The organism is Burkholderia sp. S171 (assembly GCF_009766085.1).
GTDB lineage: Bacteria > Pseudomonadota > Gammaproteobacteria > Burkholderiales > Burkholderiaceae > Caballeronia.
Window position 1 is genome coordinate 86,443 of sequence record NZ_LMUF01000048.1, and the last position, 26,839, is coordinate 113,281.

Here is a 26,839-nt window from a genome sequence, read left to right on the forward strand (position 1 = left end):
CAGCTTCTGGGTAATGCGATCAAGCATCATGGCGAGCAGCACGATGGCGATACCGCCTATGGCCGCCTGACCGACATCGAGACGTCCGAGCCCTTGAAGGACCACAAGGCCGAGACCTTCCGCACCGATCATCGCGATCACGACGGACATCACCATGGCGGTGAGCACGGTCTGGTTCAGACCGCCGAGGATCGTCGGGATGGCCAGCGGCAACTGAACCTCCCAAAGAAGCTGGCGCTTGTCCGCTCCGAAAGCGAGACCCGCTTCGACAATCTCATGGTCGACCATGCGAATCCCGAGGTGGGTGAAGCGTATAAGCGGCGGCATGGCCGTGATGACGACTGCGACTTCGCCCGGTACCGTACCCACGCCGAAAAGCATTACTACCGGCACGAGATACACAAACGTCGGCGTAGTCTGCATGATGTCCAGCACTGGCCGCACGATCCGCCAGACGCGGTCACTGCGCGCACACCCAATGCCAATCGGAATGCCGATCACCGCGCAGAACACGATTGCGGTTGCGATCAGCGAGAGCGTTGTGATGGCTTGATCCCAGACGCCAAGCATCGCGATAACAATTAGCCCCACTAACGTAAATGCAGCGACCCCAAGGCTCGCCAATCGCCACGCGAGCAGGAACATCAAGATCAGCATGACCGGGAACGGGATAGCGTGGAGCACGCTGTCGTTGAAGTTCAACAACCGCTCAACGGGCCATTTGATGAGCAGGAAGAACGGCCGCAAGTTGAGCGCGATCCATTGCACACCGTGCTGGATCCAATCGCCGACCGGCAGGCCTGCGAGATCATCGGCTTTAAGCAACATGGCGTACTCCTGCGGCGCTCGGAGCGCCAATGCCGGCCAGAATCTGCCCGGCTTCCAGACGGCCTATCAGCCGGCCGGTGTCGTCTGTGACGCCGATTGCGCCGCCGCTGCGATAACTGCCGGCGACATCGACGAGCTTGGTATGGGCCGGCACGCACGTAAAGCGCGTGTCGGGCCGGGGCATCGAGCCGCCGCGCGCGAGTTCGATCTCGGACGCTGTCACGGTGCCGAGGATGCGCTCGTCGGCGTCGAGCATGAAACCCGGTCCCGGTTCGCCGGACGCGTCACCCAGGACGATGCCGTCCGGGCCGCGCAGGATGGTCACGAGCGATGTCATGACCGAAGCTGCATCGAATAGTCTTCCGCGGTCGACTTCACGGGTGAACGCGGCAACGTAATCGCTACCCGGTTCAAGCACGATGGACTGCGGCGTGCCTTCGCGCACGAGCTTCCCCTCCGACATGATGGCGATACGCGAGCCCAGTTTGAGCGCCTCCTGGAAGTCATGCGTGATGAACAGGATGGTCTTGCTTAACGTGCGCTGCAGGCGCAGCAACTCGTCCTGCATCTCGGTGCGGATAAGCGGGTCCAGCGCGCTGAACGCTTCGTCCATGATGAGGATGTCGGCATCGGTGGCGAGCGCACGCGCCAGGCCCACGCGTTGACGCATCCCGCCGCTTAGTTCATGTGGCATATGGTATGCCCAGCGCGCGAGGCCGACGACGCTCAGCACTTCCTCGGCGCGCTTGCGCCGCTGCGGGGCCGACATGCCGCGCAGCTTCAATCCGAACTCAACGTTTTCAATCACACGCCGATTAGGCAGCAACGCGAAATGCTGGAAGACCATGGAAATGCGATTGCGCCGCACGTCGCGCAAACCGGCTTCATCGAGCGTGCAAATGTCCTGGTCATCGAGCAGGATCTTTCCGGCGCTCGGTTCGTTGAGACGATTGATACAACGTGCAAGCGTGGACTTGCCCGACCCCGACAGTCCCATGATCATGTACATCGAACCCGACGGCACGCTCAAGGAGACGTTGTCGAGCCCGACGACCTGACCCAGCGTCTCCTGCACTTCCGACTTGTTTTTGCCGGCGTGCAACATTCCCAGCGCTTTCTCCGGCTTGTCCGTGAACACCTTGTACAAGTGCTCGATCTTCAAGCGCTCGGTCATAGCCTCTTCTCCTCATGAGAGCCCGCGGGATGGGACAGATGCCGCAACGGTGAAAAGTCCGTCGGCACGAGAATCCTGTTTTCCGCCTGCTCGATGTTCTCTGACAGCTTGGGCAGGAAAGCCTGCCATCTTGAATCGTCCGCCAGTTGCTGACGGCGGCGCGCCCGGTCTTGAAGGTCCGCATAAGCCCACAAATGCGTCACCTGACTTAACGGGCCGATCTCGGAAGTGAAATAACCGATGAGACCGCCGAGGATGGGCTGCTGGATCGCCAGTCCCTCCTCCCGTACAAGTTGAAGATAACGGCCCATGCGGCCGTTCCTGATCCGATAGATCCGCTCTTCGACAATCATCGGCCCGTCTCCTCACGCATCTGCTCGCGCATCTCGCCATCTTCGCCCGCCAGAAAACGGCGCATCAGCGTCGCGACAAGATCCGGCGCTTCGATCAGGATCGAATGCCGCAAGCCGGGCAGGATCTCGAGTTGCGAGCCGGGGATGCACCGGTGCATGAAGTGCGCCATGCGCGGATTCGAGCCCTGATCTTCCTCTCCGGTCGCGATCAGAGTCGGCACGCTGATCTGATCGATGAAACCACCGAAGTCCGTCTGCGCCAACACGCGATAAGCCGACGCGTAGCAGTCGGGATCGTTCTCGGCGTTGCGCTGACGCAAGCGCGTGACCAGCTCGGGATTACGCTCCTGAAACGCCTCGGTGAGCCAGCGCGACAACGACGCGTCGTAGTGCGAACCCCGGTCACCGGATTGCAGCGCAGCAAGCCGCGCTGCGACCCGTTCACGTTCCTCGGGCGTACGGCCGGCGACAGTGGCGAGTAGCACGAGCTTTTTCAGGCGCGGCCCATGCGTGAGCGCCAGCCGCTGCGCAATCAGGCCACCGAGCGAGAAGCCGGCGAGGTCGAATTGCCCAAAGCCCACATGATCAGCAAGCGCCAGCACATCTCCCACGAAATCATCGATCTCGTATCGACCCTTGATCAGCGATGAACGTCCGTGACCTCGCAGATCCAGCGTCAGGATGCGGAAGGTATCGCCGAGCTTTGCTGCAACGTTTTCCCATGCTTCGAGACTCGAACCCACGCCGTGAATGCAGACCAGCGCCCGCGAACCCTCACCCTGAAGCCGATAATTCAGCACCACGCCACGGCCGGTGAACGTGAGGTCGCCGGCCGTTTGCGTCGTTGAAGTCCTGGCGGCGTCCATGGGTCAATACCCCGCCGCCGCGACGCTGGGCTCGCCCTGCGGATCGCCTGCATGGGAACCATCGCGGGCAGCAAAATGCGGCATCACTTCATCGATAAAGAGGCGCAGCGTCTTCACCTGCAGCTCGAACGGCAGATTGAACGAGAGGCCCAGGCAGTATTGATCGACACCCTGATCTTCATAAATCTGCAGCTTCCGGATCACTTCGTCGGGCGTGCCGAACATCAGGTTGTCGCGAATATTGGCGGGGTCGTAGTTGGCACGATTTGCGACCGTCTCGTAAGGCACGGGCTCGGGGAAACCGTCCGTGACGGTGCCAATATTCTGCATCAGGTTCTCGAAGGTACGGCCATAGTCCACGCTGTGGCGCACAGCGGTTTCCCAGTCATCAGGGCGATCGTATACGCAGGTGCGCCGCTGCATCATGAAGCGCGGGCGCGCACGCTCGGGATGGTCGGCCACCGCCTTGCGGAATTTCTCGCCCAGCACCGCGACTTCAGCAGGTGGCGCGGACAGCGGGGTAGACAAGATGTTCGCGCCGATACCCACAGCCCAGTCGAAACTGCCGGGGTCGCGCGTGGCAACCCAGATAGGCGGATGCGGCTGCTGCAACGGCTTGGGTACGGACGTCGCAAGGGGGAACTTCCAGTAGTGTCCGTCATGGGCATAGTCGCCTTCCCAGAGCTTCTGGACGGCCGGCACGAGCTCCTTCATATACCCTACGCCCTCCTGCTGAGGAATGCCGCCGGCCATGCGATCGAACTCGTACTGATACGCGCCGCGTGCAATCCCGAACTCGAGGCGCCCGCCGGTCAGGTGGTCGCACATGGCCGCTTCGCCTGCGAGCCGGATCGGCGACCAGTACGGCGCGACCAGCGTTGCCGTTCCGAGCCTGATGCGCTGCGTGTGCTGGGACAACCACGTCAGGATAGCGAACGGATTAGGCGAAACGGTGCATTCAATCGTGTGATGCTCGGCGGTCCAGAGCGTCTCGAACCCGCCTTCATCGGCTATGCGAGCCAGCACCAGCATATTGGACATGGCGGTCGACATTGAATCCGCCGGCGAAAAACGCTCCATGCTGATTGAGATGGCAAATTTCATAATGGGTCTCTGTATCTAGTTTTTGGCAAGGCGCGTGGCTTAGCGCAAACGAATGACGAACGGGTCCTGCATGGCGCCCGAGTAGTCGATCACGACGTTCTTCAGGCGCGAGAACTCACGCATCACTTCGAAGCCGCCGCGACGGCCGTAGCCGCTTCGCTTGGTGCCGCCGTTCGCGGACATATAGGCCGCCGAGCGATAGGTGTTGACCCAGACCGTGCCCGCCTCGATGTCGCGTGCAAAGCGCAACGCGCGGTCGATGTTCTGGGTCCAGATGCCTGCGGCCAAGCCGTATTCGGTATCGTTGGCGAGCGCGATGAGTTCTTCTTCCGTGTTGAACGGAACCACGCCCACGACCGGTCCAAAAATCTCCTCCTGCATGAAGCGCATATCGTTGCGAGCCTGCGTCATGACGGTCGGCTCGAAGTACCAGCCACGCGATAGGGCCGAGTCTTTTGGCTGGCCTCCGCCTACCGCAATCTTCGCGCCTTCGCTCACGCCGGAAGCTACATAACCCACTACTTTGTCGAGTTGACTGGCGAGGGCAAGCGGGCCGATATCGGTGTCGTCGGCCATGGGATGGCCGACCTTGACACGCTTAGTGCGCTCCACCAACGCCTCAACGAAACGCTCATAGACCGGTGCCTCGACGAAGCATCGCGAACCCGCCACACAGGTCTGCCCAGCCGCCGCGAAGATGCCCGACACAACACCGTTCACAGCCCTGTCCACATCGACATCCGAGAACACGACGTGCGGCGACTTGCCCCCCAGTTCCATCTGGCAAGGCACGAGATTTTCTGCCGCGTTGCCAGCGATCTTTCGACCGGTCACCGTGCTGCCGGTGAAGACAAATTTGGCGATGCCGGGATGGCGTGTGAGCGCATCGCCGGTGGTTATGCCGTCGCCGGTGACCACGTTGAACACGCCCGGAGGAAAGCCCGCCTCGATAGCCAGTTCAGCGAGCGCGAGCGTCGAAGCCGTCGCGTGTTCCGAGGGTTTTACAACTATCGTATTGCCTATCGCGAGACACGGCGCAAGCGTACCGGTGAGCATCATCAGCGGCGAATTCCACGGGATGATCATGCACACTACGCCGATCGGTTCACGCAAATTGAAGTTCAGCGTATCGAGCTTGTTGACCGGGATCGTGTCACCTTGAAGCTTGTCGGCCATCCCGGCGAAGTAGAGATACGAGTCAGGAATAGCCCGCATCTGGGCGCGCATTTCCTTGATGAGTTTGCCGTTGTCGCGGCATTCGATCAGCGCCAGTTCGTCCGCGTTCGCGAGGACCAGGTCGGCGAGACGGCGCACCAGTTTGCCGCGATCGGTTTGCGTGATCCGGCGCCATGCCGGGTTCTTCAACGCCGCTTGCGCCGACCGCACGGCAGCGTCCACATCCTCAACATTGGCCTGCGCAAACTGATACCAGGGCGCAGCCGTCGTGGGGTCATAACTCGATACGTACTGGCCGCTACGTGGAGGCGTGAACTCTCCATGGATGAATAGATTCTGTCTCGATCCTTGCAAACTTTCGACTGTCGTTTTCATCATGTCCTTTCCAGATTCAAGGTTGCGAATGCTGCATGTGCGGCTGTGCTGCGCTCACCATCGCGACACGGCCGCCATCGTGTGAATCCATGTAAATGCCGAACCGTCCGCCTGCGCTCTCGCTCACATAGCGCCGCAGCATTCCGCGTATTTCCGTCGTCGGAATGTCGTCATACGGAAGCTGGTCAAGCGGGAAGAAACGGAATTTCTCAGGGATCTCGCAGGCTGCACGCGGCAGCGCCAGCCGGGCGCGATAGATCAGGTAACCGGAATCGCTGCCGGCTGCATCGAAGACGGAATAGAGGAACGTGTCGTCGGGGAGTAGTTCAAGGTCGTCTCCTCCGGCAATAGGAAGCCGGCCATTGACGAGCCGGTGCGGTGCGCTCGGCAACGTCCAGCCGTTCTTGCCATCGCTTGCGAGGAGCAGCGACCCTTCCGCCTCGATGAGATAGCCGACAATCATGTTGTGCGATGAGAGCCAGCCCGGCGGCAACGGATTCTTGACCTGCGCGTAGCGGCCTCGGCAAAAGCCCAGCGGCGCTGAGGGACTGGTTCCAAAGGCCTGAACGCGGCCGATGAGAATCGTGTGGTCGCCTGCATCGACCCGGTCATGGACCGTGCAGTCGAACCACGTCAGGCATTCCGTTAGGACCGGTGCGCCTGTGTGGACGCCGTCGTGACTGACGGCGGCGAATTTATCGGCGGATTTGGAGGCGAACAGATTGGAGACGTCGGTCTGCGCTTCGTGCAGCAGATTGACCGCGAAGTGATCGGTATCCTGGAAGACGGGATAACTCGATGCACCCTTTCCTACGCATACGAGCAGAAGCGGCGGATCAAGCGAGACCGACGTGAACGAGTTTGCCGTCATGCCGCGCGGGCGGCCTTCGGCGTCGCGAGTGGTGATGATCGTCACCCCTGTCACGAAGGTGCCGAACGCTCGGCGCAAGGCAACCGGATCAACGGCGACAGGTTTATCTGAAACTTCGGCTTGCATGTACTTCACCTCGAACGTCGTTACGTTGAGGTCTAAGTTAAGCCATGCAAAAAGCGATTTCTTCCGCTGGACCGAAGGATATCCGAGCCTAATTAACCTCTCATTCGAGGTATCGGCTTCGAGGGTTTCGTGGACGGTATGCTGCTCTCGACCAAGCTATGCAGTTGCAACGCAAGCTCGATCGCGAAACGCTGCTCCGGCGTCTCGACCTGAATGCCAAACAGGTCCGAGATCCGCGACAGACGGTATCTCAAGGTCGTCACGTGAAGCTCCATCGCATCGGCGCAATGCTGACTGCGGCAGCCTGAGCGAACATAGGCAGCGAGCGTTTCGAGGTAAGCCGACTTGTGTTTTTTGTCGTGCTCCACGACCCGTCCTATGGCGCCGTCGATGAAGCTGCGGACATCGGCCGAATCGGCGGCGCCGATCAGCATGGGCAACGGCCCGAAGTCGGGGACGGTCATTGCGCCCCGTCTGCCGAACGTGCGGGCAACCCGGATCATGCGCCAGCAGCGCTCCCATTCCTTCGCGATCGATTCGAGCCCTTCACACGTATCGCCAACCACGACGATAGGTTCACTGCCGAACGAACGGAACAAGGTCTCGGAGACGCGCTGCGCCAATCGCGCGACCCGGTCCAGTTCAACGCCCTCTTCCTGCGGCACGAGACACACCAGCGCCCCGCCAACCGTCACGATGTGCACCGCAACATGGAGCTGCGCGGCAAGCTGCGCGACCGCGCGATGGCCATCGACAGAAAGATCGGCGGACGCATTCGTCCGATCCGGAAAATCGGTCACGATCATGCGCATGGGTGCTACGAGCGACAGCCCGAGGCGGCGCGCGCGGCGCAGCATATCCTGCTCGTCGCGCCAGCGTCGCTCGACAATTTCGAAGAACAGTTCGGTCAGCGTTCGCGTCTCGAAGCGAAAACGGATGACGCTGCGCATCAACTGCACGCTCAGCGCAAACTTCGCACTTTCGATAAGGAGTTTCTGAAGATCATTCGCGTCGGACTTGTCGAAGGTCAGCAATGCGCCGACTGCTTCGTCGTCGACCATGAGCGATTCAATGCGGGCATCGAGCGAGAGCTTGTCGCCAAGGTGAAGCGTGATCGCCTCGGCTCGGCGGGTGGTGACAGCGTCCCGAACCTCGCCAAGGATCTGGCGTCCTGTAGGGCCCTCGAGCATGAGCCGCCACGCGTCGTTGTCATGGACGCCGGGCACCGGTGACGCGGAAGCAAGCAAGCTGCTCGCGAAGAAATCGACAACGAGCACAGGCGCCTTGAGAAGATCGCCAAGCATCGCGGTGAGCGTTTCTGTGGAACCGCCCGCCAGCACTTCCTGCAACAGCGAACCCTGAGCGCCGAGCACGTGGCGCAATTGCTCCGCCGCCGCAAGCTGCGCGCGATGACGATGCGCACGTTCAATCGCAATCGCCCCCAGGTGCACGATGATCGCCATGAACGCGAGGTCATCCGCAGATACATCGACCACTTTGCGCGACGTAACGGCCAACACCATGGGCCGCCCTTCACCATCGACACTCGCCATGGGATAGATCAGCACGGTGCAATAGCCACGCTCATTTGCTTCAAGCCGATACCCGGGAAATTCAACGGACTCACGTGCGTCGCGGATGTACACAGGCTCAAAGCGCTGCAGTGCAATAAGCGCGGGACTGGTCGCCAGTTCCCACCTATCTCCCAGTGGGCGGCGCAGCATGGCGTTGGACTCATAGCGCGCGGTGACCAGCGCGAAACCATGCGCCAGGTCCACGGTCATGATCGAGCCGAGGTCCCAGGAGCCGTGCCTGCATGCCGCCTGGATAAGGTCCCGCAGCAACGTATCAAGGTCGCCGTCCGAGTTGATTTGGCTCGCGACATCACGCAGCGACATGATTCGCGATAGTTGATCTGGCATGTCAAGGCTTCCAAAAGTCTTATTTCAATATACGACATACCGTAGCAAAAAATAAAAGATTCATCCCCCGAAGACGCGGAGGACGCACCCGATTCACATCGTTAGCATTCGTATAGGACGGACCAATAGCCAACCGCTAACCAATCGCTAACCAATGGAGTGCGCAAATGGAAACTGGGATTCGCAAGATCTCGACGTTTATTGAAGAGACTGTTATCGAAGGTGGCCGCAAGGCAGAGCGGCCCATCACGACGGTGATCGTTGCAGCAATCGTTCGCAACCCGTGGGCAGGTCAGGGCTTCGTGGAAGACCTCCGGCCGGAGATCCTGCGTCTAGCCCCTGTGCTGGGCGCTGAGATGACACGGCGGCTTGTGGCCGTCATGCCCGCCGATCGCGTCGAGGCGTATGGCAAGGCGGCGACTGTTGGAGTCAACGGGGAGATCGAGCACGGCTCGGCACTGATCCACACGCTTCGCTTTGGCAACATGTTCCGCGAGGCGGTCAACGGCACCGCATTCCTCAGCTTCACGAACACACGCTCCGCTCCCGGTGCGCTCCTGTCTGTCCCCATGATCCATAAGTCGGAAACCGGCAAGCGGTCGCACTTCATCACGGCAACGTTCCAGGTCGCGGATGCTCCCGGCCCCGACGAAATCCTGATCGCGATCGGAGCGGCAGACGGCGGGCGCGCTCATCCGCGCATTGCCGACCGCTTTCAGGACATGGCGGAGATGGAAGCCGAAAAAGCGGGCGCTTAAAGCAGGACGTGCCGGCGATCATGGCCCGGGTCGGCACTGTGGAGAGGCTTGATCCGGATTCGCACTTCACCTCCATGCCGTTGGAGTTTTCATGTCAGACCCGATCGCTCTGATCAGCAACATACGCTCCGATTACGAAGCAAGTTATCTGTCAGCGCTTGCTTCGGCGATGCCTGCTGAAAGGGTCGTCCCGTTTCGCGAAATAAGCGAAGAGCAGCGCGCAAGTGTCCAGGTCGCGATAGTCGCAAACCCTGATCCCGCCGATATCGCTGCGTTGCCTCGTCTTGTCTGGGTGCAAAGCCTATGGGCAGGCGTGGAGCAGCTCGTTACCAGGCTACCTGCGGACGGGCCGCCGATCGTGCGCATGCTCGACCCCGAAATGTCCAGGACCATGGCGGAAGCGGTGCTTGCATGGACGTACTATTTGCAGCGCGACATGCCGGCCTACTTACGCCAGCAGAGGCAAGCGCTCTGGCGCCAGCATGCCTATCGCAAGCCTTCCTCTCTGACGGTCGGAATACTCGGACTCGGTTCGCTCGGCACGGCGGCAGCCGCTCGCCTTGGAGAAGCTGGATTCAAGCTCGCCGGATGGAGCCGGTCGGCAAAACAGCTCCCCGGCGTCCAGACGTTTTCAAAGGACGACGGGCTCGTCGCCCTGCTGCGCGTCAGCGATATCGTCGTCTGTCTCGTGCCGCTGACAACCGAAACGCGAGGCTTGCTGCATGCCGGCCTGCTTGCCGTGATGAAACCGGGAGCGAGCCTTATCAATTTCGCTCGGGGACCCGTCGTCGTGACAGACGATCTGCTCGCTGCGCTCGACAGCGGGCATCTGTCACACGCGGTTCTCGATGTCTTCGATGAAGAACCGTTGGCTCCTGATTCGCGCCTGTGGCAACATCCGCAAGTGAGCGTGCTTCCCCATATCTCCGCACCCACCGACTTCGAGACCACAGCGGCTGTTATCGCGGCAAACATAGGTGCTTACCGGGCAAACGGCGCTTTGCCTGACAGCGTGGATCTCGTGCTCGGTTACTAACGTTGTTCGTTGTTCGTGAAGGAGCAGTCATGCGTGTTTTACCCGTTGCGCCAGCCGTGCCGTTTAGTGGTCACACGCGCGGCCACGATCGCGTGCTCCCGAGCGCACTGTCGACCCGGGCCTCGACGCCCCAGGCTAGTGACGTGATCAAGCGCAATACCCCGGTGGCCGCCTGACAGTGATCAAGCTCGACCGCTACGACATCGCCATCCTGCGCGTTCTCGCGCGCGATGGCCGTATCACGAAATCAAAGCTTGCCGAAGAGGTGAACCTCTCGATCTCACCCACCTGGGAGCGCGTGCGCAAGCTCGAGGAGAGCGGCGTCATCAAGGGTTATCGTGCGGAACTCGACTGGGTGGGGACCCTCAACGCGAGCCGGATCGTGGTGGAAGTCACGCTCGCACGGCATACGGAGCGAGACATGCGGCGCTTCGAGGAGGCCATGCAGGCCGCGCCGGAAGTGGTGCAGTGCTATGCAACAGGCGGAGGCGTGGATTACGTGCTGCATGTAGTGTCGCGCGATATCTACCACTACCAGCGCTTCATCGACACCTTGCTGATAGATGAAATCGGCATTGAACGGTACTTTACTTATATCGTTACGAAGATCGTGAAGAGCATGCCTGACAGCGTGCCAGAGTGGGAGTGAAGCACGCTTGTGGATGGGGCGCATCCCGATCCTTACTGCGCCGATGATGTCCCCTACCCTCGCAAGACACCACCGAATGCTCGCTCCCAGACACGCAATAGAGCGCCTTCCAGCATGACCTCCAGCTCACCCCAGCCAACGATGCGCAGCGTTGGGGCCACCGCTACCACCGCCTCACTTGCGCTCCCGCCGCATCTTCAAGCTACTGCCCGCGACGAAGCCCCCGTGCCAACACCCTACGTTGATCAATAGGCCATCTTGCCGCCACCGTCCTTCCTTTCGATGGAAGACGCATTTTTTAGCGTCAAGTAACTTATATCCCATCTGCACGACGGCGAACCCGGTCACCACATCGATAAGTCGCCGCAGCGGTAGTACACCAAACCTTAATATCACACAGGGAGATGACCTTCATGAATGCAATGATGCGAGCGGCAACGGTCGCGGCATGCGTAGCACTGGCAACGCCCGCAATGGCCGCGTCCCCGCAGGCAATGCCAGGCGCGGGCAAGACCATTCACTATGCGCAGACCGACAGCCTGGGCGCCAATTACGTCGCCGTACAGATTGTGAAGAAGGCACTCACGTCGCTGGGCTACGAGGTGAATTTGAGCACGATGGGAACGGTGCTGTTCTTTCAAGCGGTTGCGCAAGGCGACGTCGACATGGAGACCGACGTCAATTTTCCGCAGAGCGAGCCTGATTTTCGTGTGGTGCAGAACCAGGCGGAAATGGTGGGCGGCGGTGAGATCATTGGCGGCGGTATCAATGGCTACCTGATCGACAAGAAGACCGCGGTGGCACACAACATCACCAGTCTCGAACAAATGAAGGACCCGAAAATTGCCGCGCTGTTCGGTGACGATAACAAGGCGCAACTGATCAGTTGTGATCCTGGCTGGAGTTGCGGTGACGTCGTCAACTATCAGTTGGACAAGTTCGGACTCCGTCAGACAGTGCATCCCGTGAGCGGCAAATACGAGGCGCTGATGGCGGACGTCGTGACACGCGTCAAGGAAGGCAAGCCGGCGTTCTTCTATGCGTGGAGTCCGTCATGGACGGTCAACGTGCTGGTTCCGGGTAAGGACGTCGTGTGGTTGCCAACGCCCACCGACGCGTTGCCGCCGAACGTGCCGAACCACGGCTCGGCGCTCGTGAATGGTGTCGAAGGATGTGCGGGCGGCGCTAATCCGTGCCGTATGGCGATGGCATCCTGGAACTACGGTGCGGTCGCGAACAAGCAATTTATCGCGGCTAACCCGGTCGTCAAGAAGCTGGTTGAGCAGATCCGTTTCCCATCGGCGACATGGTCAGCCTGGGAACTTGCGATCAGCAAGGGCAACGGCGCAACGACGGTCGTCTCGACGCTGGCAGATCAGTGGTTAGCCGCGAACAAAACGCAGTTCGACGGCTGGGTTGATACGGCTCGGAATGCACACTAAGGGACACTAAAGGTTCAGGACGGCGACCGAGCGGCTCCCGCATCTTCGTGTGGAACGGCGTCTGCGATCTTCAATCGCAGACGTAACAAAGCCGACCCGATGTCGGCTTTTTTGCAAAGCATGCGCTGCGGCTGCAGCGTCCGGTTGTAGAGTCGTCAGGCAGGGCGTTTCAGAGGGGTAGACGTTTCTTTGATAGCTCTTGTTTAAACGCTCATTCACGCCGTTTCGCTGCAGAGCGTTCGCTGCTCCGTTGAATCAGCTCCACTACAAGCACCCCGCAACAACCCGCTGCTTCCCTGTAATGAACAACGAGCACGGGAGCGCTTCAAATACATGCTTGGTGTCATGCCACAAAAACGCTTGAAATGCCGCGCAAAATGGCTCTGGTCGAAGAACCCGACTTCAGCCGCCACCACGGATCCCGGCACGCCCGCCAGCAGCAACGCTTGCGCGCGCTCAATCCGAAGCCCGCATAAATACCGGTAGGGTGAAGAACCAAATTGCTGGCGGAACGCGGTCGCGAATCGCGACACGCTAAGCGCCGACAACTCGGCAAGTTGCGCAAGCGTGACGGGTTCATCGAAGTGCGCCTCGATGAACGCCCGTGCTTCGGTCAACGGCATGGCTTGTTTCATGGCGTCGCCGCAACAGGTTGAGCTTGCGATGAAGATGCAAACGCCGCGAACCGGCCGATCGAAAACGGATCGAGTGGAATCGATGTACTACCGGTATCGATCAATTCAGCCATTGTCTCGCCCACACCCGGGCCAATCTGGAACCCTGAACCGCTGAAGCCGAACGCGTAAAACAGACCGTCGGTTGTCGAGCTGCGGCCGATCACCGGCTCGCCGTCAGGCAGGTAGCCCTCCACGCCGCTCCAGACCCGGATCACGTGCAGCGGAGCCATCGCGGGGACCAGGCGGCGCAGTTGCGCGATCTGGCGCACGGTGTTGATCGGCAGCACGGACGCGCGTCGCGTGAGGGCATCGGCGGGACCCGGGGGACCACCGCCTATGATGATGTTGCCGCGCGGAATCTGGCGGAAGTAGATACCCTCCTGCTTGATCGATGTGAACACCCCCATCGACGACTTGAACACATACGGCACAGGTTCCGTGACGGACATTTGCGGTCCGCTTGCGCGCAGCGGCACGGGCTCGCCGAACTGCTCGGTGAGCTGGCTTGCCCACGCGCCCGCACAAATCACGAGCTGCGCGGCCCGATACACCACGCCTGCCACCGTCTCCACGCGAAAGCCATCGCCGTCCTTTTCCACGCGTACGATCTCCGTATTCTCCATCACCTCTGCGCCAAGGCGCGCCGCCGCCCGGCCGAAGGCCGGCGCGGCGAGGCGGGGGTTTCCATGTCCGTCGAGCGGCGAGATGGACGCGGCCAGCACTTCGCGTCCGAGAAAAGGGAAACGATCGAACATCGCACGGCCGTGCAGCACTTCTAGTTCAAGGCCGTAAGCGCGGGCATCGGCGGCATAGCGGTCGAAGGTATCCGCATCGTGCGCGTGATAACAGACCCGTGTATGCCCCGACGGCAGGAACTCAACGTCCTCGCCCAGCAGTTCTTTCGAACGCCGCCACGTATTGAGCGCGCGGTTCGCCATCGCAAGTTGCGGCAGCGCGCGGCCTTGTCGACGGATGCCGCCAAAGTTGACCCCACTCGCTTGCTGGCCCGTCAGGCCGCGCTCGAGCAGGATCACGGAACAAGCGGGGTTGCGGCGGCGCAGGAAGAACGCGGTGGTCGTGCCCATGATGCCGCCGCCGATCACGATCACATCGGCCCGGCGATTGGCTTGTTGCGACGCGGTCATTCGTTCGCCTCCTCTTCCTGCTTTTCTACCAGGGCCACCGGCAACGGCTTGACGGGTGCTTGTCCGCGTAGCCGTCCAACGGAAGCCAGCGGCACCGATGCCGCGGCCGCGATCACTTCCGCGCCTGCGTGAGCACAAAAGCGTCCCTGGCATCGACCCATGCCCACGCGAGAAAACGCCTTGGCACGATTCGCTTCCTTCGCGCCGGTTTCGCGGACCACGCGACGTAACTCACCCGCTGTAATGGCCTCGCAGCGGCACACAATAGTCTCGTCCGGCAGCATGCTCGCGAAGCGGGCCGGCCAGGGAAACGCCGCACGCAAGCCGGCCGCGAAGCGGCTGAAAACCTGTAGCTGTTCTCGCAATGCAACTTGGCCCTCCACCTTCAAGCCGCCGTCCTGCATCGCAGCCAGCGCGGCCAGACGGCCCGATCGTTCGGCAGCATCAGCGCCACGGATACGCGCACCGTCGCCCGCCAGATAGACGCCCTTGACGCTGCTGCGGCCGTCTTCATCGGTGGCGGGAAGCCATTGCTGCGAGGCTTCATCGAAGGAAAAATCGCAGCCGGCCAGATCGGCGAGCTGCGTTTCGGGGCGCAAGTGATAACCCAGCGCAACTGCATCGCAGGCAACCTTGAAGGGTATGCCGCTTTGCAGCGCGACTTCGACGTGGCTCACGCCGTGAACGGGCGAGCCACTTATTTCCAGTGGCCGCACGCCGCGATACACCCGCACCCGCGCTTTCCTTAGCACTCCCATCAACGCGATACCTTTTTTCAGCGCGGCGGGAATGGCGAGCAGCTTTGGCAGCGCGCTGAGTCGTTGTAAAAGCGTGGAGGTATCGAAGACGGCGGACACCGCCGCGCCCGCTTTCACATACTGCGCGGCGACAAGGTAAAGCAGCGGCCCTGTACCCATCAGCACGACTCGCGAACCGATCGAGCACCCCTGCGACTTCAGCGCGACCTGCGCGCCCCCGAGGCTATACGTGCCGGCGTAGTGCCAGCCCTTGACCGGCATCAGCCGGTCCGTTGCACCGCTGCAAATGATCAGCGCATCGAAATCGAGTGTCCGGTAGGAGGTGCCGCTGACAAGATGCACGGCATTCGCCGAAATGTTCCAGACGAGCGTCTCAGGCAGGTAGTCGATACGGGTCTTGAGCGCGTCGAAGCTCTGATGCAGCGCGGCCGCCCGCGCACTTTCGGTGCCGTAGAGCGTCTCGTAGGAGCGCGTAAAACCTTCCGGCTGCCGTCGATAAATCTGCCCACCGTCCCTTCGCCCTTCATCTATCACTGTAGGCCGCAGGCCCGCTTCGACCAGCGCCTCGGCTGCCCGCACGCCCGCCGGCCCCGTGCCAATCACGATTACCCGCGCGGCCATACGCCCTCCCCGGCTGTCGCCAGTTGCGTGACGATCGACATGCCCGCGACCGCTGGCGTTGTACATGCACGTAGCCGGTCACCGTCAGCGGTCCAGACCCAGCAATCCTGGCAGGCGCCCATCAGGCAGAAACCCGCACGCCTGCCATCGCCGAATTCGGAGTCGCGCAAGGTCCTCATGCCGGTCAGCAACGCGACCATCAGCGTGTCGCCTTCGGCCGCCTGACGCGCCACGCCATCGACGGTTATCACAAACGTCTTGCGCTCTGTTTCCGTCAGCCGCACGAACCGTCCGCTCATGCTTCAACCGCCTCGATCGTCTGCAGCCGGCTCAGCTCGGCCGTTGAATGGTGGCAAAGAATTTCCGCGCCCGAAGGCAGCTTCTTCATGGAGGGCGGCGTGGCGTTGCATTTACCGTCGATACGAACCGGACAACGCGCCCTGAAGCTGCACAACTCGGCGATGTCGGCACTCTCGCCCATCTGCGGCAACGCGGCGCTGCCGATCAGGCGGCGTGCGTCGAGCCAGCCGGGTTTCAGCGCCGGCACGGAGTCGACCAGCAAGCCGGTGTACGGGTGATACGGCGGCGCTGCGAGCACGTCGCGCTCGCCCGCCTCCACGCGATGCCCCGCGTACAGCACGATCACTTCGTCGCAGATCGAACGCACCGTTGAAATGTCATGGCTGATGAACATGTACGACACACCCAACTCACGGCGCAGTTCTGCAAGCAGGGCAAGAATCGCCGCGCCGACCACGGTGTCGAGCGCTGATGTCACTTCGTCGCAGAGAATCAACGCGGGGTCGGCTGCGAGCGCACGCGCCAGGTTGACACGCTGCTTCTGGCCGCCCGACAAACCGCCCGGCGTGCGCTCTGCAATCGATGCCGGCAGCTTGACGAGATCGAGCAGTTCCATCGTCCGCTTGCGCGCCGCCGCCCCGCGCAGATGATGATAAAAAGCGAGCGGCCGGCTGAGGATATCGGCAATGGTATGGCTCGGGTTCAACGCAGTATCGGCGTTCTGAAACACGATCTGGATCTGCCGATATTGATCAGGAGTACGTTTCGACAGTTGAGCCGGCAGCGGCTTGCCATCGAAGAAAACTTCACCGCGCGCCCGGTCGACCAGACCCGCTACCACGCGCGCCAGCGTCGTCTTGCCCGACCCCGATTCGCCGATCACGCCCAGCGTACTGCCTCGCGCAATTGAAAGGCTCACGTCATCGAGCACACGGACGGCTGGCGCACCATACCGGTCGATCCGTCCATAACCCGCCGCCAGCCCGCGAATTTCGAGCAAGGGAGGAGCGAGTTTCTGCGCCGCCGTCTGCACGGACAACACCGGTTCCGGCCGCCGCGTGGCAGCCAGCAACTGCTGCGTGTACAGGTCAACGGGCGCATCGAGCACTTGCGCCACCAGGCCATTCTCCTTCACCCGGCCGCCATTCAGCACGACAATCCGGTCCGCCATTTGCGCGACCACCGCGAGATCGTGGGACACGTAAACAGCCGTGGTGCCCAACTCGCGAATCACCTTCTTGAACGCCGCTAGCACTTCGATTTGCGTGGTCACATCGAGCGCGGTCGTCGGCTCGTCGAACACCACCACTGCTGGATCCGTGATCAGCGCCATGGCGGCCATCAAGCGCTGCAACTGCCCGCCCGAGACCTGATGCGGATAGCGCTCGCCGATCGTTTCCGGTTCCGGCAACGCCAGCGCACGAAACAACTCGATCGCCTTGCGACGTGCCGCCTCTTTCGTCATCAGGCGATGCAGCAGCGCGGGCTCCGTCACCTGATCGATAATCGTGCGCGCCGGATTGAATCCCGACGATGCACTCTGCGCCACATACGCCACGGTCCGGGCACGTAGCGCCCGGCGGCCTGACTGGTCGAGTTCAAGCACTTCCGTCTCGCCGATCCGCACCGACCCGCCGCTAATGGAACACCCTTGCCGCGCATATCCCAGCAGCGCCAGCGCGATGGTCGTCTTGCCCGATCCCGACTCACCGATCAACGCCAGCACTTCGCCTTTCTTCACCGAAAAGTCGACGCCCTTGACGATCTCGGTCACCGGATCGGGTGCGGCGCCTGCCACCACTCGCAAGCCCTTCACTTGAATCATGTCGATCGTGTCGGCCTTCATTGCGCAGCTCCTTGCCCGCGGCCGCCACGGCGGCGCAGGTTATCGATCAGCAGATTCACGCCAATAGTCAGCGTCGCGATCGCGATGGCCGGCATCATGACGGCAGGCGCCCCTTCAGCCAGTCCGCCGATGTTCTCGCGCACAAGCGAGCCCCAATCGGCATTGGGCGGCTGCACGCCAAGGCCCAGAAAACTCAGGCCGCTGAGCAGCAACACGATGAACACGAAGCGCAGGCCGAAGTCGGCGAGCATCGGATGGATCATGTTGGGCAGCACTTCCACGCGCGCGATGTAAAACAGCCGTTCGCCGCGAGCCCGCGCGACCTGTACGTATTCCAGCGTCATCAGGTTGACCGCGAGCGAGCGCGAGATGCGGAACGCGCCGGGAATGTAAGCGAGCGCCGCGACACCCATCAGCATGGGAATCGACGAACCAAACGCCGCGATCACGACCAGCGCAAGCACCTTGCTCGGAATGGAGATCAACGCGTCGAACAGGCGGCTCAGGATTTCATCGACCCAGCGGCCGGACACGGCGGCGATCAAACCGAAGAACGTGCCGATCAGGCTCGCCGTCAACGCAGCGGCCAATGCCAGCCCGACCGTATAGCGGGTGCCGTAGAGAATCCGGCTCAGCATGTCGCGGCCGAGATAGTCGGTGCCCAGCAGGAACGCATGGCTCGACCCGGCGAATACATCGACGGACGACAGCGCACCGCTTTTATAAGGCGCAATCCACGGGCCGATAACCGCGATGATCAGCCAGAACACGACCAGCACGAGTCCGATCAAACCGAGCACGGAGAAGCGCCGGTGCAGGCGCTTCAGCACGCCGGGTTTCGGCCCTACGAGCGCAGGCTCCGGCACGGCCGGTTCATTGACGACGTCATCGAGGCCCATGTCGTAGAGCTCAGTGCCGGGATGGTGAATGGAGGAGTTGGCGGGTCGATTCATCGTTGACGCAGCCTCGGGTTGGATACGATTTGAGCCAGATCGGCAATCAGCACGAGCAGCAGGTAAGCCGCACAGAACACCATGACGCAGCCCTGTACGAGCGGCATGTCCCGGTTCGTGACGGCGTCGACCATGAGGCTGGCAAGGCCCGGATAATTGAAGATCGATTCGACAATCACCACGCCGCCGAACAGATACGACAAGCTCAGCGCCACCGCATTCGCGATCGGGCCAATGGTGTTCGGCAGTACATGGCGCAGGACCACGCGCATGGGCGAGGCGCCTTTCAGGATCGCCATCTCGACATACGACGCATTGAGCTGGTCGAGCACGGCGGCGCGTGTCATGCGAGCCATCTGCGCAACCAGCACGCAGCACAGCGTCATGACGGGCATGGCGTAGATCCTCAGCAGTCCTCCGAACGACGACACCTCGGATAAATACGACAACGCGGGCAGCCAGCGCAGCTTCACGGCGAACACCAGCACGGCGATGGTCGCGATCAGGAACTCAGGCACTGCGACGGTGGACAGCGTCAGCACGTTGAGTACGCGATCGAGCAGCGAGCCGCGAAACATGGCCGACGAAATGCCGATGACCAGCGCGACCGGGACGGACACCAGCGCCGTCAATCCGGCCAGCATGAGCGAGTTAGGCAAGCGTGTGGCGATCAGTTGGCTCACCGGCAAGCTATTCGACAACGACGTGCCGAAGTTACCGCTGACGACCAGGTAGAGCCACTCGAAGTAGCGCTGCAAGGCCGGCTGGTCGAGCCCGAACTGGTGCCGTAACGCTGTGACCGCTTCGGGTGTGGCCGCCTGCCCGAGCGCCTGCTGCGCGGCGTCCCCGGGGAGCAGCCCCGTGATGCCGAACACAACTGCCGAGACAATCAGCAGCGTGAGCAGTGCGAGGCCCAGGCGAGCAGCGATAAGTCGTGACGCGTGTGCTTTCATAATCCGCCTCCGGGGTTGAAACGGCACGCCCCGCGCGAGCGGCGTGCCCTACTGCTTTACTGCCTGATTACAGAACCATCTGGACCTGCTTCAGCTTTCGAGCCAGACATGCTCGGCGAACATGAAGCCCATCAGGCCGGCCAGCGGTATCGAACCCAGGCCCTTGAGCTTGGTCGTGTAGCCGTCGATCGAACTCTGGAACATCGGAATGCCGACACCGCCGCTCTCGTGCACCAGCACCTGCATGTCGCCGTAAATCTGCTTGCGCTTGGCGTCGTCCGGTTCGCCGCGCGCCGCCAGCAGCATCTGGTCGAACTTCGGACTCTTCCAGTTCGCTTCATTCCATGGCGCATCCGACTTGAAGAACTGGGTGAACAGCACGTCGGCGCTTGGACGGGCATTTATATTGCCGAAACCCAGCGGATGTTTCATCCAGTGGTTCGACCAGTACCCGTCGGCGGGCACACGCGTGACCTGCAAGTTCAGGCCCGCTGCGGGCGCGGCCTGCTGCAACAACACCGCCATTTCAACCGAGCCGTCAGCCGCCGGCGATGCAAAGATCTGCACGGGTGCGCTGCCCACTTTCGCCTTCTGAAAGTAAAACTTCGCTTTGTCCGGATCGTAGGGACGTTGGGGAATACCGGGCATGTAGTACTTGTTGGTCGGATCGATCGGCTGGTCGTTGGCGATCGTGCCGAAACCCTGGAACACGGCGCGGCGAATCTGTTCGCGGTCCATGAGGTAGAACATACCCCGACGAAAATCATCGTTGCCGGAAATCCCGCCGTCGTCGCGAACAATCAGGTCCGTGTACTGGCCCGTCTTCGTCTCCAGCACCGTGAACCCCGGCGTGCCCTTGATGCGGCCCGTCGAGCGCGGGCTGATCGCGTTGATCAGCTGCACGTCGCCGGAAAGCAGCGCATTCACGCGGGCGGATTCGTCGCCAATACCAATCAGCTCGACTTCGTCCAGGTGCGGCATGCCCGGCTTCCAGTACTTCTCGTTCTTCACGACAACGGTGCGCACGCCCGGCGAGAAGTCCTTGACCTTGAAGGGACCGGTGCCAACAGCCGTCTTGAAGTCGGTCGTGCCGTCCTTGATGATGAGAAAATGCGAGGTCGCCAGGATCACCGGCAAATCGGCATTCGCGCCTTCCAGCGTGATGGTGACTTCATTCGGGCCCGTGGCTTTCGCTTCCTTGATCTGGTCGGCGAGCGTCTTGGCCTTCGATGCCGTTGCCGGGTCCTTATGGCGCAGCAGCGAATAGATCACGTCGGCGGGCGTAAGCGATTTGCCGTCGTGGAATTGCACGCCGCTACGCAGCTTCACGATCCACACGGTCGCGTCTTTTGTTTCCAGCGATTCCGCCAGCGCCATCTTCGCGCCCAGATGCGAATCCAGTTCGGTCAGCCCGCTGTAGACCATGAATGCACGAACATAATCCGTGCCGAGCGCGCCCTTGGCCGGATCCAGCGTATCTGCGGCGGATGCGGACTGCGTCGCCACGCGGATCTTCCCACCCTGCTTCGGCTTCGCCTGCGCGAACGCAGCGCCGCTCGCGGTGAGCAACCCTGCTCCGGCAATCGAAGCCATGCCGGCCGCCGTTAGCGCACGCAACACCTCGCGCCGTGACGCTCCCCGGCGCGTCAGGCGCTCGAGTTCGGTCACTTCAGTCCCGGCTGGGGCATCGGCGTGTTGCAGATTTTCTTTATTCATTGAGACTTCTCCGCGAGGGTGGCTGGGGTTGGTTTTGGTTTATTTCAGCGTGGGTACAAATCAATAAAACACGTCCTTGATGCGGTAGTACGTGCCGACCAGCGGCAGGAACCAGGGCTTGCCCGTGTGGCCGGGAATCGCTGGCCACCCGAATTCACGCCACGGATTCGCACTCTCGCGGCCGTCGATAACATCGGCCATGACCTGCCCCATGTGCGTCGACATCTGCGTGCCGTGGCCGCTGTAACCCATCGAAAAATAGATGCCTTCGTGCTGACCTGCACGCGGCAGCCGGTCCGCGGTGATATCGACGAGACCACCCCAGCAATAGTCGATGCGCGCCTGCGCCAGAGCCGGGAACATCTTCGCGAGGCCGTCCTGCAGGATGCGTCCGCTCTTCGCGTCCGAGGGCTGCTCGGACGCCGTGAAACGTGCCCGGCCGCCGTATAGCAAACGCAAATCGGGCGTGATACGGAAATAGTTGTGCATCAGGCGCGACGTCGTGTATGCACGGAGATTCGGAAAGACTTCGTGCACCAGCTCCGGAGCCAAACGCTCAGTCACCACAATGAAAGAACCCACTGGCGCAAGGCGTCGCCGGTACCAGCCGAAGGGCCCTTGCCGCGACGGACCGGTCGCGATCAACACTTGCTTTGCACGAACTTCGCCACGTTCGGACACGATCCGATAACCTTGATTGCCGGCCTTTTCTATCGATGTCACGGGCGCATTCTCATAGAGCTTCGCGCCGTGACGCGCGGCGGCGTCCGCCAGACCGACGGTGAATTTGCCCATGTGCATCTGGCCGCCATGACGCTGCAGCAGGCCGCCGAAAAAGCTGTCCGACTGAACTTCGGTCGAGATGCGGTCGCGGCCGATGATCTCGATATCGGCATCGACCTCACGCCGGATCACCTCCGCCGTCTTCTCCAGATGCGCGAGATGATGGGGTTTCGACGCGAGCTTCAGCTTGCCCGATGCAAGGTAATCGCAATCAATCTTCTCTTCGCGGATCAGGCGTTCAACGGTATCGACCGCAGCCGAATACGCCCGATAACACCCGCGCGCCTTCTCGACTCCAAGCTGTTGGACCAGCGCAGCGAAATCCTGCGCGACGCCGGTGTTGACCTGACCGCCGTTGCGTCCCGACGCACCGCCGCCGATTCGCCCCGCGTCCAGCACCGCCACCGACGCACCGCGCTTGCTCAACGCCAGCGCCGCCGACAAGCCCGTGAAGCCCGCTCCGACCACAGCCACGTCGACTTGACCGTCGACCGGGCCATCGCTCGTTGAAAGCAGCGGCGGCGCGGTGTCGAGCCAGTAGGAGTCGAGCTTCATACGTTGAATCCCTGAGGCAGAAAGCGTTGGAACTGGAACCACTGACAACAACCGCTTACAGCCCAAGCATGGTGGCGAGATGCGGGATGTCGTCGACTTCGGTGTACTCGTAATACGGCGTCGACGGTTCATGGCCGCGCTTGACGAATGCCTTGTGCTTCACACCCATGTCGTGCGCGGTCATCAGGTCATAGCGCAGGCTCGACGACACGTGCAGCACGTCTTCCGGGTTGCAGTTCAGCTGGTCGAACATGTACTCGAAGCCCTGCATGCGCGGCTTGTACGACTGCGCCTGCTCGGCCGTGAAGACAGCATGGAACGGCGCGCCGAGCTTGTCGACATTGCTCTGGATCTGGTTGTTCGATGCGTTCGACAAGATCACCAGTTTGTACTTCTTAGCCAGCCGCGAGAGACCTTCCGGCACGTCCGGATGCGGACCCCAGGTCGGCACAGCGGTGTAGAACGTCTCGGCCTTGGCTTCGTCGAATTCGACGTTCATGCGTTTGCAGGCCCGTTTGAACGCGTTCACGATCACGTCGCGATACGGCTTCCATGCACCGAGCACCTCATCGCGCCGATACCCCGAGAAGAAGGCGATCAGCTTGTCCATGTCCGGGCCGCTCAGCACGTCGCCGTACATTTCGCGCGTCATGTCGGCGAGGCGGAATTTGGTCAGAGTGCCGTAGCAATCGAAGGTGATGTACTTCGGTTCGAATTCGATCATGGTGTTAGTCCTATCGTTTGTATCGTTGATATGAACCCGCGCGGGGTTCAGTGGCGAAAACAGGAAAGCGCATTCCTGTTAGAGATTTAATCAGCGCAAAAACAAAGATGCCCCTGATTCGCGCAATCCAAAAACATAAAACATGCGTTTTTCACGGGTGTCGGCAGCAGAGTCTGCGGTTAGGGTTTCCGCCCCTTGTGCAGCCCGGTTTCGGGCTCAGGGTTTGCCCTTCTTTCCAGTGCCCGCGCAGGCTCGGCGGCCCGGATCTATTCACGCAGATCGATCAGCACGCTCTTGAAGCGAAGGTTCGCTTCGTAAGCCTGCCGGCCCAGGTCCTTGCCGATACCCGAGCGCTTGTATCCGCCGGTCGGGATCATGAAATCGGACGTCCTGCCGTAGCGGTTGACCCATACCGTGCCTGCTTCCAGACCGCGGACCAGCCGCAGCGCACGGCCCAGGTCTGCCGTGTGCACACCGGCGGCCAGGCCATAGTCGGGATGCTGCGCGAGCGCAAGCGCTTCTTCTTCCATGTCGAAGGTCTGCAGGGTCAGCACCGGCCCGAACACTTCCTCGTGAACCGCTTCCGATTGCTGGGTCACGCCGCTTAGCAGGGTCGGCGCATAGAACGCGCCAGCACCGCCGCCGTCGGCCCGCAGGCCGCCGCAACGCAACACGGCGCCGCCAGCAAGCGTCCGCCCGACGATCGCTTCGATACGCGCCGCCTGCGGTTCAGAGATGATCGGCGAGAGCGTCGTGCCGGGCGTCCAGGTCGCACCCGCTTTCAGTTCGCTGAAAACAGCCTGGATGCGTTCGGCCAGCGGCTCCGCGAGCGAGCGCTCGACCAGCAGCCGCGAACCCGCGACGCACACCTGGCCTGCGTTACCCGAGATTGCCCCGGCGATACGGCGTGCGACGGCGTCCAGGCGCGGTGCATCGGCGAAAACGATTTGCGGGCTTTTGCCGCCCAGTTCCAGCGTGACCGGCTTGGTTCCCGTTTCGGCGCATGCGGCCATGATGGCGGCGCCTGTGCGCGTGGAACCGGTGAACGTGACCTTGGAGATTTTCGGATGACGCACGAGTGCGTCGCCGGTCGTGCGGCCATCGCCTTGAACGACGTTGAAAATGCCCGCCGGGATGCCCGCGCGGACAGCCAGTTCGGCGAGCCGCAGCACGGAAAACGGCGTCATTTCGGAGGGTTTTAGCACCACGGCATTGCCTGCAGCGAGCGCCGGCGCGATCTTCCATGACGCCATGACCAGCGGAAAATTCCACGGGGCGATAGCGCCGATCACGCCGTACGGTTCTGCGATCGTCATGCCCAGGTGATCGTGATCGGTTGCGGCCACATCGCCGCCGATCTTGTCTGCAAACTCCGCGTAAAAACGGATTCCTTCGGCGGTGAAAGGAACGTCCCAGCCGGTTGCATCGCGAATCGGGCGGGTCGAACCCAGCGCTTCCAGGGGACCTAGTGTGTCGACATCGGCGGCGATGAGATCGGCAAAACGGCGCAGAATCCGTGCGCGTTCGCGCGGCGGCATGGTTCGCCAGCCGCTGGTGCGAAATGCCTGCCATGCGTTCTCGACCGCGCGATCGATCATTTCCGCGTCCGCGAGCGGCACCGATGCATACACCACGCCGTCCGACGGGCGCGCGACCTCGATGCGGCGCCCGCCTTCATCCACATAGTCGCCGCCGATAAAATGGCCGCTGCGCACGGTGACGCCGGCGGGGTCGAAGCTATCCATATGAAGGTCCCTTTCAGTAGCAGTAGCAGTACCAGTAGCAGCCGCGGATGCTGCGCGACCTTATGAAATCGTAGAGCTAGCGGGGCAGCATTTATCGTCGACAAAAACAGCGGCTCAGCAGATCACACGCGTTATGAGGGCGCCGACATGCTGTTTTGCATCGAAGTTCGTGTGGCGCAGCTTCAGCGTCCTTTCATGAAAAGATCGTCCTAGCCACGTTGTTTGTGGGATGCGAGAGTGGCGGCGTGAAACCTGGGCTTGATTTGAGCTTGACTAAAAAGACCCGATGAGTGGGTTGCTGAGCGGCTGAAGTGAAAGCCATCGAGGGAGGTCGGCGTGTCCGAGCAAGTCAACGAACGAATTACCGAACACATTACCTATAGAGCTTTTACCGGCGACGATATTGCAGCGGCGCATGCGTTGACCGTTGAACTGAAGTGGCCTCATCGGGCGGACGACTGGCGTTTCGTGGTGCAGGCGGGCGCGGGCTTTGTCGCCGAGGCGGCGGAGGGGGTGATTGGCACGGCGTTGTACTGGACGTACGGGACTGAGCGCGCGTCGTTGGGGATGGTGATTGTGTCGCCGGCGTGGCAGGGCCGGGGGATTGGCAAGCGGCTGATGGAACTGGTGCTTGAGCAACTGGGTGAGCGCGTTACGTTTTTGCACGCGACGGCTGCAGGACAGCCGCTGTATGAGAAGTTGGGTTTCCGGGCGGCAGGCACGCTTGACCAGCATCAGGGAGCGGCGTTCCAGCCGCCTTTGGTGTCGTTACCGCCGGGTGAGCGGTTGCGGCCGCTGGGTTCCAACGATACGCCTCGGTTGATTGCGCTGGCTTCGCGGGCGTGCGGGCTGGATCGGAGTGAGGTGTTGCCGGCGTTGCTTGAGAGTGCGGATGGCATTGCGCTGGATCACGATGGCGAGTTGCTTGGATTTGCTTTGTTCAGGCGTTTTGGGCGTGGATTTGCGATTGGGCCGGTGGTGGCGCCGGATGCGCCTGATTCGAGCCGTGCGAAGGCGTTGATCAGTCATTGGCTCGCGTTGAACGAGGGGGTGTTTGTTCGCATCGATACCCCCGGGGATAGTGGGTTGACCCAGTGGTTGGATGGGCTGGGATTACCGAGGGTCGATACGGTCGTCAAGATGGTTTTGAATGGGCCTAAGGGGTTGGTCGCGCCGTTTCCTTGCACTGATGCGGACTTTAAACAGTTTGGGATTATTAATCAGGCCATGATGTAAGACCACCGGAGGGTCGTTCGCACTTTCGGGTTTTGGGTGACTGAGGTTTTGGGGTTGGTGGTCGGGGTTGGTGGTCGGGGTTGGTGCCGAGTTGCCAGGTTCTAGCGCTAGCGGTCGGAGTCATTGTTGGGTTGCTGCTTTCAGTGT

The 26,839-nt window shown here is 61.6% G+C and carries 25 protein-coding genes; 6 read left to right on the forward strand and 19 right to left on the reverse strand.

The features are described 5' to 3' along the window. From GSQ93_RS27800 to GSQ93_RS27835, 8 genes are all read right to left on the reverse strand, one after another. The coding region (locus GSQ93_RS27800) for a proline/glycine betaine ABC transporter permease (protein WP_158939049.1) at positions 1 to 825 on the reverse strand (825 nt) is incomplete at its 3' end. Next, positions 818 to 2,002, reverse strand: a complete 1,185-nt coding sequence (locus GSQ93_RS27805) for a glycine betaine/L-proline ABC transporter ATP-binding protein (RefSeq protein WP_158938865.1) — start codon at positions 2,000 to 2,002, stop codon at positions 818 to 820. The genes GSQ93_RS27800 and GSQ93_RS27805, both read right to left, overlap by 8 nt. Continuing rightward, positions 1,999 to 2,355 (reverse strand): NIPSNAP family protein, encoded by a 357-nt coding sequence (locus GSQ93_RS27810; RefSeq protein WP_158938866.1) that lies wholly within the window; start codon positions 2,353 to 2,355, stop codon positions 1,999 to 2,001. Before GSQ93_RS27810 ends, GSQ93_RS27805 begins: the two co-directional genes overlap by 4 nt. Further along, positions 2,352 to 3,221 (reverse strand): alpha/beta fold hydrolase, encoded by an 870-nt coding sequence (locus GSQ93_RS27815; protein WP_158938867.1) that lies wholly within the window; start codon positions 3,219 to 3,221, stop codon positions 2,352 to 2,354. The genes GSQ93_RS27810 and GSQ93_RS27815 overlap by 4 nt, the downstream gene beginning before the upstream one ends. Positions 3,222 to 3,224: 3 nt before the next feature. After that, positions 3,225 to 4,325 carry an LLM class flavin-dependent oxidoreductase gene (locus GSQ93_RS27820; protein WP_158938868.1) on the reverse strand — a complete coding sequence of 367 codons (1,101 nt, stop codon included), beginning with the start codon at positions 4,323 to 4,325 and terminating at the stop codon, positions 3,225 to 3,227. A 39-nt stretch (positions 4,326 to 4,364) separates the two neighbouring features. Beyond that, positions 4,365 to 5,876 carry an aldehyde dehydrogenase gene (locus GSQ93_RS27825; protein WP_158939050.1) on the reverse strand — a complete coding sequence of 504 codons (1,512 nt, stop codon included), beginning with the start codon at positions 5,874 to 5,876 and terminating at the stop codon, positions 4,365 to 4,367. Positions 5,877 to 5,892: 16 nt separating this feature from the next. Continuing rightward, complete coding sequence (locus GSQ93_RS27830; RefSeq protein WP_158938869.1) at positions 5,893 to 6,873, reverse strand: flavin reductase family protein; 981 nt, start codon at positions 6,871 to 6,873, stop codon at positions 5,893 to 5,895. Between the two features lie 92 nt (positions 6,874 to 6,965). Continuing rightward, positions 6,966 to 8,795, reverse strand: a complete 1,830-nt coding sequence (locus GSQ93_RS27835) for a helix-turn-helix domain-containing protein (protein ID WP_158938870.1) — start codon at positions 8,793 to 8,795, stop codon at positions 6,966 to 6,968. Positions 8,796 to 8,962: 167 nt separating this feature from the next. Here GSQ93_RS27835 and GSQ93_RS27840 point away from each other — a divergent pair, with 167 nt between their 5' ends. From GSQ93_RS27840 to proX, 5 genes are all read left to right on the forward strand, one after another. Next, complete coding sequence (locus GSQ93_RS27840) at positions 8,963 to 9,553, forward strand: amino acid synthesis family protein (RefSeq protein ID WP_158938871.1); 591 nt, start codon at positions 8,963 to 8,965, stop codon at positions 9,551 to 9,553. 91 nt (positions 9,554 to 9,644) lie between these two features. Beyond that, on the forward strand, positions 9,645 to 10,589 hold the full coding sequence (locus GSQ93_RS27845) for a glyoxylate/hydroxypyruvate reductase A (protein WP_158938872.1): 945 nt from the start codon (positions 9,645 to 9,647) through the stop codon (positions 10,587 to 10,589). Between the two features lie 29 nt (positions 10,590 to 10,618). Further along, positions 10,619 to 10,765 (forward strand): hypothetical protein, encoded by a 147-nt coding sequence (locus GSQ93_RS27850; RefSeq protein ID WP_158938873.1) that lies wholly within the window; start codon positions 10,619 to 10,621, stop codon positions 10,763 to 10,765. Between the two features lie 2 nt (positions 10,766 to 10,767). Beyond that, positions 10,768 to 11,238: an Lrp/AsnC family transcriptional regulator gene (locus GSQ93_RS27855; RefSeq protein WP_158938874.1), complete on the forward strand. Its 471-nt coding sequence runs from the start codon at positions 10,768 to 10,770 to the stop codon at positions 11,236 to 11,238. 413 nt (positions 11,239 to 11,651) lie between these two features. Further along, positions 11,652 to 12,680 (forward strand): glycine betaine/L-proline ABC transporter substrate-binding protein ProX, encoded by a 1,029-nt coding sequence (gene proX, locus GSQ93_RS27860; protein ID WP_158938875.1) that lies wholly within the window; start codon positions 11,652 to 11,654, stop codon positions 12,678 to 12,680. A 215-nt stretch (positions 12,681 to 12,895) separates the two neighbouring features. Here the strand turns inward: proX and GSQ93_RS27865 are convergent, their stop codons facing one another. The 11 genes from GSQ93_RS27865 to GSQ93_RS27915 all read right to left on the reverse strand — a co-directional run bounded on the left by GSQ93_RS27865 (position 12,896) and on the right by GSQ93_RS27915 (position 25,456). Then, positions 12,896 to 13,315, reverse strand: coding sequence for a helix-turn-helix domain-containing protein (locus tag GSQ93_RS27865; protein ID WP_158938876.1), 420 nt, complete (start codon positions 13,313 to 13,315; stop codon positions 12,896 to 12,898). Further along, positions 13,312 to 14,502 carry an FAD-binding oxidoreductase gene (locus tag GSQ93_RS27870; RefSeq protein WP_158938877.1) on the reverse strand — a complete coding sequence of 397 codons (1,191 nt, stop codon included), beginning with the start codon at positions 14,500 to 14,502 and terminating at the stop codon, positions 13,312 to 13,314. The genes GSQ93_RS27865 and GSQ93_RS27870 overlap by 4 nt, the downstream gene beginning before the upstream one ends. Then, entirely contained in the window at positions 14,499 to 15,881 is a 1,383-nt protein-coding gene (locus GSQ93_RS27875; RefSeq protein ID WP_158938878.1) for an NAD(P)/FAD-dependent oxidoreductase, read from the reverse strand. The genes GSQ93_RS27870 and GSQ93_RS27875 overlap by 4 nt, the downstream gene beginning before the upstream one ends. Then, the gene (locus tag GSQ93_RS27880; RefSeq protein ID WP_158938879.1) at positions 15,866 to 16,180 is read right to left on the reverse strand and encodes a (2Fe-2S)-binding protein; all 315 of its coding nucleotides are present in this window, start codon (positions 16,178 to 16,180) and stop codon (positions 15,866 to 15,868) included. The genes GSQ93_RS27875 and GSQ93_RS27880 overlap by 16 nt, the downstream gene beginning before the upstream one ends. Continuing rightward, complete coding sequence (locus tag GSQ93_RS27885) at positions 16,177 to 18,027, reverse strand: ABC transporter ATP-binding protein (RefSeq protein WP_158938880.1); 1,851 nt, start codon at positions 18,025 to 18,027, stop codon at positions 16,177 to 16,179. Before GSQ93_RS27885 ends, GSQ93_RS27880 begins: the two co-directional genes overlap by 4 nt. After that, complete coding sequence (locus GSQ93_RS27890; RefSeq protein ID WP_174254685.1) at positions 18,024 to 18,980, reverse strand: ABC transporter permease; 957 nt, start codon at positions 18,978 to 18,980, stop codon at positions 18,024 to 18,026. The genes GSQ93_RS27885 and GSQ93_RS27890 overlap by 4 nt, the downstream gene beginning before the upstream one ends. Next, on the reverse strand, positions 18,977 to 19,933 hold the full coding sequence (locus GSQ93_RS27895; protein WP_158938881.1) for an ABC transporter permease: 957 nt from the start codon (positions 19,931 to 19,933) through the stop codon (positions 18,977 to 18,979). The genes GSQ93_RS27890 and GSQ93_RS27895 overlap by 4 nt, the downstream gene beginning before the upstream one ends. A 90-nt stretch (positions 19,934 to 20,023) precedes the next feature. Continuing rightward, complete coding sequence (locus GSQ93_RS27900) at positions 20,024 to 21,649, reverse strand: ABC transporter substrate-binding protein (RefSeq protein WP_158938882.1); 1,626 nt, start codon at positions 21,647 to 21,649, stop codon at positions 20,024 to 20,026. Between the two features lie 60 nt (positions 21,650 to 21,709). Continuing rightward, the gene (locus GSQ93_RS27905; RefSeq protein ID WP_158938883.1) at positions 21,710 to 22,987 is read right to left on the reverse strand and encodes an FAD-binding oxidoreductase; all 1,278 of its coding nucleotides are present in this window, start codon (positions 22,985 to 22,987) and stop codon (positions 21,710 to 21,712) included. Between the two features lie 55 nt (positions 22,988 to 23,042). Next, positions 23,043 to 23,711: a haloacid dehalogenase type II gene (locus tag GSQ93_RS27910; RefSeq protein ID WP_158938884.1), complete on the reverse strand. Its 669-nt coding sequence runs from the start codon at positions 23,709 to 23,711 to the stop codon at positions 23,043 to 23,045. A 266-nt stretch (positions 23,712 to 23,977) separates the two neighbouring features. Then, positions 23,978 to 25,456, reverse strand: coding sequence for an aldehyde dehydrogenase (locus GSQ93_RS27915; protein ID WP_158938885.1), 1,479 nt, complete (start codon positions 25,454 to 25,456; stop codon positions 23,978 to 23,980). A gap of 360 nt (positions 25,457 to 25,816) precedes the next feature. Here GSQ93_RS27915 and GSQ93_RS27920 point away from each other — a divergent pair, with 360 nt between their 5' ends. Continuing rightward, entirely contained in the window at positions 25,817 to 26,692 is an 876-nt protein-coding gene (locus tag GSQ93_RS27920; protein WP_158939052.1) for a GNAT family N-acetyltransferase, read from the forward strand. The last annotated feature ends 147 nt before the right edge of the window (positions 26,693 to 26,839 follow it).